This window comes from Mycobacterium arosiense ATCC BAA-1401 = DSM 45069 (assembly GCF_002086125.1).
GTDB classification, from domain to species: domain Bacteria; phylum Actinomycetota; class Actinomycetes; order Mycobacteriales; family Mycobacteriaceae; genus Mycobacterium; species Mycobacterium arosiense.
This window is the reverse complement of the sequence record NZ_MVHG01000128.1, coordinates 1-10076: the sequence shown is the minus strand read 5'-3', so window position 1 is coordinate 10076 and position 10076 is coordinate 1. Positions and strand designations below refer to the sequence as shown.

Annotated in this window: 8 protein-coding genes, 1 tRNA gene and 3 pseudogenes; 6 read left to right on the top strand and 6 right to left on the bottom strand. The window is 66.6% G+C overall.

Going from position 1 to position 10076, the window contains the following annotated elements:
• The first annotated feature begins 199 nt into the window (after window positions 1–199).
• Window positions 200–470 (top strand): annotated as a pseudogene (locus tag BST14_RS26570) (YchJ family protein).
• An 11-nt stretch (window positions 471–481) separates the two neighbouring features.
• Here BST14_RS26570 and BST14_RS26565 read toward each other — a convergent pair.
• Both BST14_RS26565 and BST14_RS26560 read right to left on the bottom strand, forming a co-directional pair.
• Window positions 482–555, bottom strand: a tRNA-Cys gene (locus BST14_RS26565).
• A 145-nt stretch (window positions 556–700) separates the two neighbouring features.
• Entirely contained in the window at window positions 701–2107 is a 1407-nt protein-coding gene (locus BST14_RS26560; protein WP_083067282.1) for an aldehyde dehydrogenase family protein, read from the bottom strand.
• Between the two features lie 218 nt (window positions 2108–2325).
• On the opposite strand from BST14_RS26560, the gene BST14_RS26555 reads away from it, so the two are divergent.
• Window positions 2326–3246, top strand: coding sequence for a TPM domain-containing protein (locus tag BST14_RS26555; RefSeq protein WP_083067281.1), 921 nt, complete (start codon window positions 2326–2328; stop codon window positions 3244–3246).
• Window positions 3247–3301: 55 nt separating this feature from the next.
• Here the strand turns inward: BST14_RS26555 and BST14_RS26550 are convergent, their stop codons facing one another.
• The 4 genes and pseudogenes from BST14_RS26550 to BST14_RS31240 all read right to left on the bottom strand — a co-directional run.
• A complete protein-coding gene (locus tag BST14_RS26550) occupies window positions 3302–4903 on the bottom strand; it encodes a bifunctional aminoglycoside phosphotransferase/ATP-binding protein (RefSeq protein ID WP_083067280.1) in 1602 nt (533 codons plus the stop codon).
• A gap of 15 nt (window positions 4904–4918) precedes the next feature.
• Window positions 4919–5656 carry a Type 1 glutamine amidotransferase-like domain-containing protein gene (locus tag BST14_RS26545; RefSeq protein ID WP_083067279.1) on the bottom strand — a complete coding sequence of 246 codons (738 nt, stop codon included), beginning with the start codon at window positions 5654–5656 and terminating at the stop codon, window positions 4919–4921.
• A complete protein-coding gene (locus BST14_RS31485) occupies window positions 5653–5775 on the bottom strand; it encodes a hypothetical protein (RefSeq protein WP_281252831.1) in 123 nt (40 codons plus the stop codon). Before BST14_RS31485 ends, BST14_RS26545 begins: the two co-directional genes overlap by 4 nt.
• Window positions 5776–5786: 11 nt before the next feature.
• Window positions 5787–6044, bottom strand: a pseudogene (locus BST14_RS31240) (AfsR/SARP family transcriptional regulator); the annotation flags it as partial.
• Between the two features lie 237 nt (window positions 6045–6281).
• Between BST14_RS31240 and BST14_RS26535 the strand changes: the two are divergent.
• The 4 genes and pseudogenes from BST14_RS26535 to BST14_RS30615 all read left to right on the top strand — a co-directional run.
• The gene (locus BST14_RS26535; RefSeq protein ID WP_083067277.1) at window positions 6282–8852 is read left to right on the top strand and encodes a SpoIIE family protein phosphatase; all 2571 of its coding nucleotides are present in this window, start codon (window positions 6282–6284) and stop codon (window positions 8850–8852) included.
• Window positions 8852–9172 carry an STAS domain-containing protein gene (locus BST14_RS26530; protein ID WP_083067276.1) on the top strand — a complete coding sequence of 107 codons (321 nt, stop codon included), beginning with the start codon at window positions 8852–8854 and terminating at the stop codon, window positions 9170–9172. The genes BST14_RS26535 and BST14_RS26530 overlap by 1 nt, the downstream gene beginning before the upstream one ends.
• Before the next feature lie 116 nt (window positions 9173–9288).
• Window positions 9289–9714: a nitroreductase family deazaflavin-dependent oxidoreductase gene (locus BST14_RS26525; protein ID WP_083067283.1), complete on the top strand. Its 426-nt coding sequence runs from the start codon at window positions 9289–9291 to the stop codon at window positions 9712–9714.
• Between the two features lie 147 nt (window positions 9715–9861).
• Window positions 9862–10076, top strand: a pseudogene (locus tag BST14_RS30615) (hypothetical protein); the annotation flags it as partial.

Sequence of the window (10076 nt, the reverse complement as noted above, 5' to 3'; positions counted from 1 at the left end):
ACGGTGACGAGCGGCGCCGCCCCCTCCGCCACCACCGCCGCCGCTCGTCACCGTTGCACCCGACGGCTGGGACATCCCGCCGCGCCGGCTCGACCTCGGCGGGGGCGATCCGCTCGACAAGCTCCAGCAGGTGCTGCAGGACGCCGCCGGCGCGGCGCCGCCGTGGGAGTCACCGTGAGGGCGTGGTCAGGGTCTTGGGATGAACGAACCGTGTCCCTGCGGCAGCGAGGAGACCTATCGCGCCTGTTGCGGGCCCTTGTACGACGGTGAGCTGGCGGCCCGAACGGCCCAGGCGTTGATGCGCTCGAGATACTCGGCGTTCGCCTGTGGAGACGCCGACTACCTGTTCCGGGGAAGTGGAATTCACCGCCCGCTACCAATCCGCCGGCCGCGCAGGCAGTCTGCGCGAACGCAGCCGCTTCGAGCGCCGCGCCGGCCGATGGTTCTATCTCGACGCAATCGCGACATGAACTGTCTGATTTGGAGCGAGTGACGGGATTTGAACCCGTGTATACGGCTTTGCAGGCCGCTGCCTAACCACTCAGCCACACCCGCACAGCTCGCTACCATGCCAGCGCAAACGGCTATAGCCCAGAGTTTGCCTCGGCGCGATCATTTCGAGGGCCGGTGCCAAGACGAGCGTAAGCCCACTGCGAAATCTCACCCCGATTTTCGCAGTGGGCTTACGCTCGCGAACCAATCACAGGCCGATGTAGACCGCCTTGGTGTTGAAGTAGGCCTCGATCCCCTTGCGGCCACGCTCGCCGCCCCAACCCGACTGCTTGTGGCCGCAGATCGGCATCGACGGGTCCGCCGCGAGCGAGGAGTTCACCCAAACCTGGCCCGCGCGAAGCTCATTCACGACGCGGTGGGCGCGGGAGAGGTTCTCGGTCCAGATCGAGCCGGCCAACCCGTAATGGGTGTCGTTCGCGGCGGCGATCACCTCGTCCTCGTCGTCGAACGGGATCACGCAGCCCACCGGGCCGAAGATCTCCTCCTTGATCAGGCGCATGTCGGGCGTGGCGTTGGTGATGATCGTCGCCTCGTAGAAGTAGCCCTTGCGGTCCATCGGCTTGCCGCCGGTGATCGCCTGCGCGCCACCGGCCACGCCGTCGTTGACGATACCCTCGACCCGTTTGCGTTGTTTGTCGCTGATCAGCGGCCCCAGCACCGAATCCGGATCATCGCTGCCGCCCATCGGCAACATCTGGGCGAATCCCGCCAGGCCCTCGACCACCTTGTCGTAGATGCCGCGCTGGACGTAGATGCGCGACGTGCACGAGCAGTTCTGCCCTGAGCCCGCGAGCAGGCCCATGCCCGCACCCATGATGGCCTTGTCGAGGTTGGCGTCGTCGAACATGATCAGGGGCGACTTGCCGCCGAGCTCGAGGGTTAGCCGCTTGAGGTTTCCCGCGGCCGCCTTCACGATCAGCCGCCCGACCTCCGTCGACCCGGTGAACGAGATCTTGTCGACGTCCGGGTGCGCGGTCAGCGCGGCGCCGGTGGTCTCGCCATAACCGGTGATGACGTTGAGGACGCCGTCGGGCAGACCCGCCTCACGGAAGATCTCCTCCAGTTTCAGCGCGGTCAGCGGCGTCTCCTCGGCGGGCTTGAGGACCGCGCTGCACCCCGCGGCCAGGGCGGGTGCGACCTTGAGCATCGCGACGAAAAATGGCCCGTTCCAAGGGATGATGAGGCCGACCACGCCGACGGGCTCGAGCTGGGTGAAGGTGTGGTAGGTCTCCCAGGTGCCGAGCAGGCCGTCGGAGACGAGATTGGCCGACTCGCCGTGGATTTTGCCGACCCAGCCGGCGTAGTACTTCAGCATGTCGACCGACACCGGGATGATGTGGCCCGCGGCCGTCAAGTTCATCCCGTTGTCCTGCGACTCGAGCGCGGCCAGCTCGTCCTTGCGTTCCTCGATGATGCGCGCCGCGCGGAAGAGCACGTTTGCGCGGTGCGACGCGGGCGCCTTGCGCCACACCCCCGACTCGAAGGTCTCGCGTGCCCGGGCCACCGCTGCGTCGACGGCCGCCTGGTCGGAATCGGGGACTTCCGCGATCTGCTCCTCGGTGGACGGGTTGAAGACCGCAATGGTGTTACTCAATGTTCCTCATGGCCCTTCGTTCGCGGGAAATGCTGTTGTCGCGCGACAGAGGTTACGCGCTTAACCAGAGGGTGTCCAGTACGCAATCGGGGGTCGCGCCGGGGCCGCGACCTTGACGAATTCTGCTGGTCACCGCCATGTCGAACCAAGATCAAAGCCCGAGCCGCATGACATTGACCCCTGCCCGAACCCCCGACTGGACGGCTAGATTGACCGGTATGCGGGTTGTTCGTCTGTTCGGCACGGTCCTGACGATCCTCGTAACGGGGCTGCTCTGGGCAACTCCAGCCGGGGCACAACCCCCGTTCAAGCTCACCGACCGCATCACTGACAGCACCGGGGTGCTGACGGCATCAGACCGGGCAGCGGTCAGCGCGGCGCTCGACCGGCTCTACCGCGATCGGCACATCCAACTGTGGGTCGCCTACGTCGACAACTTCTCCAGGTTCAAACCCGACAATTGGGCCGATAAAACACGCAGCGCCAGTGGACTCGGCGACCACGACGCGTTGCTGGCCATCGCCACCAACACCAAGCTGTATGCGTTCAACGTGCCCCCACAGCTGCAGGGTCTGACAGCGGCCGAATTGAACAGCTTGCGCAGCAACCAGATTGAACCCGTACTCGGCGCAAGAAACTGGGGCGGTGCGGCGGTCGCGGCCGCCGACGGGTTGGACAAATCGGCAAGCGCGCCCAAGCCCGGCGCGTCAAAGATTGGCTGGCTGCCGATCGCGATTGGCGTCATCGTCGTGGTGGTCGTCCTGCTGTTGTTGCTCTTGCTATTTCGCGCACGCCGCCGCCGGCGGCGCGCGAGCACTACCGGAGGCCAACTGGCCGTGGACGGCGGCAATCATTCATTGCAGCAGGCGTTGTCGACCGCGGACGCCAGATTGCGCCAGATCTCTGACTATGCCGCCAGACACCGCGCCAACATCGGATCCGAGGCGCAGGCCCGGCTCGACGACGCGAAACGGCATCTGGCAGCGGCGCACGACAAGGAAGCGGGCAACGAAGCCGACGCTATTGCGTACGCCAATCAGGCATCGACGCTGGCCGCTCAGGCGCAAACATTGGCCAATGCCGACGTGCTCGCCGCCCACCGCACGCCGCGACGACGCGGAACCGCACCCAAGCGCTGACGGACAAAACGCCCCCGAACTTGGTGATGCGCAGATTATTTGGTCGCAGGCCACCTCATCGGTAGCAAGCGCGCAGCAGCGTCACCGCCTGCTCGACAGTAGCCTCGATAGACTGCGTCGCGTCGACGCGGAGAACGGACTGCTGCTCATCGGGAGGCGTGAAAGCGGCTCGCAGCTGCGGCCACAACTCGATCCGCGCATCCGAGACAACGCCTTGCTCGCTGGCGCGTCGCTCGAGACGCGCCGTCAGCGTGGCGTCGTCCGCGTCGCATAGGACCACGTGAAGGTCGGCGCCGAGTCGATGCGCGAGGGTCTGCATCTGGGCCCGCTCGGTCGGGTTGCCGAACGTGGCGTCGATGACCACGCCGCGGCCCCGGCGTAACCAGCGGGCGGCGTCGCGGCGCAACGCAGCATATGTAGTTCGCGTCATTGCCGGGTCGTAGAGACCCGAACCAAATGCATCAGTGCCGCGTTGGGTTGGTTCGATGCCCGCCATCCTCTTGCGCGCCACGTCTGATGAAAGGTGCACCAGCCCGAATCGGCCGGCGATGCAGCGCGCCAGGGTGGTTTTACCGCTTGCCGGCAGGCCCATGGTGACCACCATCGGTGGACGGGGCAGGCCGCCCGCGTGCGCCCACGCCAGGTCAAAATAGGCCCGCGACTCCGCAATCAGTTGATGCCCTTCGCCATCGGGAGTCTGTTCAATCTGGGCCAAGCGCAGGCTGCGGACCTTGCCGCGAACGTAGGCGCGATAGCACGTATAGAAGTCGAGCAGGTCGCGTAAGCCATCGTCGCCGCTAGCCCGAACATAGGAGTCGACGAATGCCCAGGCCAGGTCCGCGCGTCCGTGATACTCGAGATCCATGGCCAGAAAGGCCACCTCCGAGGCTAGGTCGGCGCACCGATAGCGCGGCGCGAACTGCAAGCTGTCGAACAGCAGGATCTGGCCGTCGTCGATGCAGATGCTGGCGGCGTGCAGGTCGCCGTGGCCGTCCCGCACGTGCCCGTCGGCCACGCGCCGCTCGAGCAATGACGCATTGTTCCGCATGAACTGGTCGACGTACGTTCGGATGTCGTCGTTGACGTCGCTCGAGACGGTTCGGCCGATGAAAGGGCCCATCTGGTCGAAGTTTTCCCGCCAGTTCGCCATCACGCTGGAAGCGCTGCCGTACGCATCGATGTCGGGACCGGTCTCGGCCCGGCCGTGCAGCTGCGCCAGGGTGCGACCGATTCGACGCGCGAGGCGCAGGTCGACGTCGCCGCGCGCGAGCTTGGCGGGCAGCATGCCCTCCTCCGGGAGGCGCCGCATCCACACGGCCGGCTCGCCTGAGCCCGGTTCGCCACCTATGCGGTAGTGGCCATTTCGCTCGGCGACTTCGATGACCCTCAGATACATTTGCGGGCTGAACCGCCGGTTGAGGCGCAGCTCTTCTTCGCAGTCTGCACGGCGGCGCTCGATGGTGGTGAAGTCCAGGAAGCCGAGGTTCACCGGCTTTTTGAGTTTGTAGGCATACGGGCCGGCGAGCAGGACCCACGAGCTGTGCGTTTCGTGGAGACGCACATCGTCGGCCGGCGGGTCGTAGGCATCGGGTCGCAGCAGATCGGCGACGATCCGCGGGTGGCCGTCGGGTCCGGTCGGGTCGAAGGCGTGCGTCATGGTCTCGCCGAACGATTACAGGCGATCTGGCCGCCCGTCAAGGGCTTTCGTATCCCGGCCCGACTTCGGCGGCACCAACGAGTGTGTGACGCCCGGGCCCTCGAAGGTGAATGTGTGCGCGGGATGGCGCAAAGGCTCGATTGTTCCGCCCGGGTAAGCGATAACCCCGCCGCCGGTGGGGATTCCGAGTCCGGTTACCGATCCGTTGAGCAGCTGAATCGTTCGTGAGAGCCGCGCCCATCCGGCCTGCTCGTCGTGCGCGTCGATGATCAGCGGCACCAAATCGAACAGGCGGGGCAGCTCGGTCGCGGAGGTTTCGGGTGTGTCGACTACTGCGTACCGCCCGAGCTGGACCGCACCGGCCGAAACACCCACGAGGACAGCTCCTTTGACGTAGCTGTTCAAAATTACGTCCTTCATGCCCGTTGCCTCGAACGTAGTCCATCCGCGACACACGTCGCCGCCGGCCAAGACGATCAACTGCGCCCGTTCCAGGAAGGCGCGGTCGTCGGGTCCGAACGACGAAGCGACCATGCTGCGATCGGTGATTGCCACGGCGTCCATTGCGGCTTCGAAGATTTCATAGAATTCCGCTCGATCACCGTTGGAGGCGCCGATGTAGGCCGCGCTCGGCGGCTCGTCGCAGGCCAATCCGTCAAGGGCCGTTTCGAGAAGTAGCCGGCCGTGACGCTTCCAGAACAGCAGCTGGCTGTCGGCCAGCAGGTAGAGCGGTTGACATTGTGGTGCCGTCACGTCGGCTGGCCTTCGCCGGTGAGTTCATCGAAGCGTGCGAGCGCTTTATCGAGGTCGGACTCGTCGAAGACTTCGATATGGCTAAGCAAGCCGCTCTCGACCGTAATCACGTAGGTCAAATGCAATTCGGCACCCAACCCGATCCCCGGGTCAAGACAAAGCCGTCGCCCAGGGCGCGGCGTAACGAGGAGATGTGGGTCTGCAGGGCCTTGGCGGCGGTGCGCGGCGGCTCCTCACCCCAGAGCAGTTCGACGAGGGTGTCGGCCGGCACGACGGACCCGGCGTGCAGCCCCAGCATCGTGAGGATGGCGCGCGGTTTCGCGCCCGGTATAGCGACGGGCGACCCGTTTTGCCGGACCTGGAGAGGTCCCAAAACCCGCAGCTCCACCGATGAAAGCGTACTCACGTCAGCTATCTTCAGCGGGACAATTCAAAACCTGGTCAAGATCGGGTAAAGGCGCGCTGCCTGCAGTTCGTTCAGTGGCGGCGATCTCGCGTGAACGCCAAGCATGTTGGCCAGCTACTGAGCGGGTACTCGCCACCCCATGCGCGAGGAACCCCAGCGCACGCCGGAGTGTCGCCATCCGGACATCGCCGAACGCCCGACCCACTACCGTTGATGCCTATGGACAGCGACCGGAGTGACTCCGCCTTCACCTGGCAGGGCCGGCGCGACCTGGTCAGCCGCATGCATGACCAGCTCGATGAGCTGGTGGCGGCGCGTGACCAAATGGAACAACTGGTGCGGGTCATCGTCGAAATCGGCTCGGATCTGGACCTGGACGTGACGCTGCACCGGGTCCTCAACGCGGCGATGGAGTTGACCGGTGCCCGCTACGCCGCGCTGGGCATCCGCGCCGCCGATGGCGCGCTCGTTTCCTTCGTGCATGCGGGAATCGACGTTGATACGGCGCGGCGGCTCGGCGACCTACCGGTGGGCGACGGCCTGCGCGTTGACGATCTGAGCGGCCATCCCGACGCCGCCGAGCTGGTGGGACGCGAACCGCCGGTGCGTGCGCTGCTCGGCATCCCGATTACCGTGCGGGGGGCCAACTTCGGCAACCTGTATCTGGCCGACGACCGTCCGGGCCGCGTCTTCTCCGACTCGCAGGAAGGCGCCGTGCGAGCGATGGCCACGGCGGCGGCGGCCGCCATCGACAACGCCCGGCTCTTCGAACGAGAGCGCGAATCGGCGAGATGGACGAACGCCAGCCGCGAGATCACGACGGCGCTGTTGTCCGGCGACCCGCAGACCGGGCCGTTGCAGCTCATCGTGAACCGGGCGCTGGAGCTGGCCGGTGCCGAGCAGGCGATCTTGCTGGTGCCCAGTGAGCTCGAACGGCCCGTTGACGAGGTCGACACCCTGGTCGTGGCCGCGACGGCCGGCCGGTACTCCTCGGAGGTGATTGGTCGGCAGGTTCCGATGGACGGCTCGACCACCGGCGGCGTGGCGCGCCGCGGGCTGGCGCTGATCACCGACTCCTTCGAGTACCCGATCGAGGGATTCACCGACGCCGGCAAACGCTCGGCGGTCGTCATGCCGCTGGTCGCCGACGGTGCAGTGCTCGGCGTCATCGCCGTCGCCCGCGACCCGCACCAGCCCGCCTTCGGCCACGATTACCTCGATCTCGTCAGTGATTTCGCCCGACACGCGGCCATCGCACTGGCGCTGGCGGCGGGTCGCGAACACGCGCTCAACCAGGAACTGGCCCAGGCCGATACGGTCGAGGACGCGGTGCACGCCGCCGCCGAGGAGCTGCGTCGGCTATGGCGCGCGCGCCGGGTGCTGGCCGTCACCTTCCCTGCGGAAAGTCCGTCCACCGAAATGACGTCCGGTGAACCTCATGTCGTGTCGGTTGGCGAGCCGGCACAGTGGGCCGATCTGCCGCCGCACACCCAGCGAGCGCTCAGCGCGCTGCGCGACGGCGATCTGCTCACCTCCAACGCGACGCAACCCGGGACCGCGGGCATCGCACTGCGGCACCCCGACGGTGTGCTCGTCGTCTGGATCGATTTGACCGAGCAGCGCATGTTCACCCTGGAAGACCAGACCTTGCTCACGGTCTTGGCGGGCCGCCTCGGCCAGGGGCTGCAGCGGGTGCACCAGGTCGACCAGCAGCGCGAAACCGCACTGGCCCTACAGCACGCGATTCTCGGCCCCGCCGATCTGCCCGCCGGGTTCGCGGTGCGCTATCAGGCCGCGACGAGGCCGCTGCAGGTCGGCGGTGACTGGTACGACATCGTCGACCTGGAAGACGGGCGAATCGCCTTGATCGTCGGTGATTGTGTGGGCCATGGTCTGGCCGCGGCCACCGTGATGGGTCAGGTGCGCAGCGCCTGTCGCGCGCTGTTGCTCGAAAACCCAAGCCCCGGTGCGGCTCTCGCCGGGTTGGACCGCTTCGCCGCGCGGCTGCCCGGCGCCCAATGCACCACCGCGGTCTGCGCGGTGCTCACCCCCGAGACCGGTGAACTGGTGTACTCCAGCGCCGGGCACCCGCCGCCCATCCTGGTGCACAGCGACGGCAGCACCCAGATGCTCGACGACGGCCACACCATCGCTTTGGGGGTACGCGGTGACTGGCCCCGACCGGAAGCCCGCGCGATTATCCCGGCGCGTTCGACGCTGCTGCTCTATACCGACGGTCTGGTGGAGCGGCGCCGCGTCCCGCTCGACCACGGCATCTCCCGAATGGTTACCGTCGCGCAGGACGCGCGCGCGTTGACGCTGGAAAACCTGGCCAATCAAGTCATGTCCCGCGTCGCACCGATCGGCGGGTACCGGGACGACGTTGTCCTGTTGCTCTATCGCCACCCGGCCCCATTAGACCTGAAGTTCCCCGCCGACGTCAGCCAACTAGCCCCCACCCGCACCGCCCTGCGCGACTGGCTGGTCAAGGCCCGGTTGGACCCAGATCAGACGATGAACGTGCTCGTCGCGGCCGGGGAAGCCGTGGCCAACGCCATCGAGCACGGTCATCGACATAGACCGCAGGGCATAATTCGCCTCGGGGCGATCGCAACCGGCGACGCGGTCCAGTTGACCATCACCGACACTGGCTCGTGGAAGGCTCCACAACCCGGGTCCTACCCGCACCGCGGTCGAGGCATCCCCCTCATGCGAAGCCTCATGCACGATGTCGACATCCGGCCCGACGACGACGGCACCACTGTTCACCTATCCGCGAGGATCACCTGATGACCACCCGGCTCACGCTGGACACCGCGCGCGGCAGCGACGGGAAATTCATGCTGGTCGTTGAGGGTGAGATCGACCTGAGCAATATCGATGCGTTCAACCAGGCTTTGGCCGGTGCCGCCACCCAGGCCGGCGGCGGCAAGGAAGCGCTGCTCGTCGACATCAGCGCGGTCGAGTACCTGGACAGCGCCGCGATCAGCGCACTGGCCGCCCACGCCGACCGCATCGAGCTGCTGGCCAACCCGATCCTGATGTCCGTGCTGCGAATCAGCGGCCTGAGCGAACTGACCAAGGTCGAACCCGCGCCGTCGAGGAAGTGACGCTGCGGCGTGGGCTCCACCCGCCGGAAGCCGATCGGCGAAGTCAATTTTCTTGCCACACTGCGTCACTGCGGCGGATGCTGGCCGACGCGCGCACCGCATGCCACCATAGCGTCATGGGTGACGACGCGCTGAGCGCGGAACGCGAATTCAACGAGCAGAACATCGACGAGTTCCACCGCAATGGCGGCAAAGTGGGCGGGCAATTCGAGGGTTTCCCGCTGCTGCTGCTGACTTCGACCGGAGCGCGCAGCGGCGCCCAACGCGTCAACCCGGTCGCCTACTTCGATATCGACGGCAAGATCTATGTCGTCGGTTCGGCGGCGGGCCGGGACAACAATCCCGCTTGGGTGCACAACATTCGCGCCAATCCCCGCGTGTCTGTCGAAATCGGTTCGGAGGCTGCGAAGCCCGCGACCGCGCGTGAATTGCCGCGCGACGAAAGGGATTCGGTCTATTCGGTGGTGGTCGAGCGTGCGCCCGGGTTCGGGGAGTACCAGCAACGCACCGATCGGCTCATCCCGGTGTTCGAATTAAGTTGATCACCGACTGGGGGCGTGGGCGGCATTCGAGCTCGCCGAATTCGGCACGCTAACACCGGTGGCTGCCGCACAATGATGGGCGCGGGCCGGGCCGTACCCGACGGTCCTCGCCGCCCGCCGTGCCCGAACGGCGAAGTGAGGTCGGCGATGAGACGTTACGTGCGGCGCTGCATGATCGGTGCGGTCGCTGCGGTGTTGGCGGGATTGCCGGTGACGGTGGTGGCAACGCCGGCGATCAGCCGCGCCGACGGCGAATGTGCCCCTGGTTGGGGTTGGAACGTCGAGCTGAACCAGTGCGTGTTCCTGCTCCCGGCCGCAAACGGACCCGGCGGACCGGGCGGACCGGGGGGCCCGGGCGGGCC

Bases quoted from the DNA above. Each gene is read 5' to 3' on its own strand.
- BST14_RS26550 (WP_083067280.1), bottom strand. From the start codon at position 4,903: ATGACGCACGCCTTCGACCCGACCGGACCCGACGGCCACCCGCGGATC.
- BST14_RS26525 (WP_083067283.1), top strand. From the start codon at position 9,289: ATGGGTGACGACGCGCTGAGCGCGGAACGCGAATTCAACGAGCAGAAC.
- BST14_RS26555 (WP_083067281.1), top strand. From the start codon at position 2,326: ATGCGGGTTGTTCGTCTGTTCGGCACGGTCCTGACGATCCTCGTAACG.
- BST14_RS26530 (WP_083067276.1), top strand. From the start codon at position 8,852: ATGACCACCCGGCTCACGCTGGACACCGCGCGCGGCAGCGACGGGAAA.
- BST14_RS26535 (WP_083067277.1), top strand. From the start codon at position 6,282: ATGGACAGCGACCGGAGTGACTCCGCCTTCACCTGGCAGGGCCGGCGC.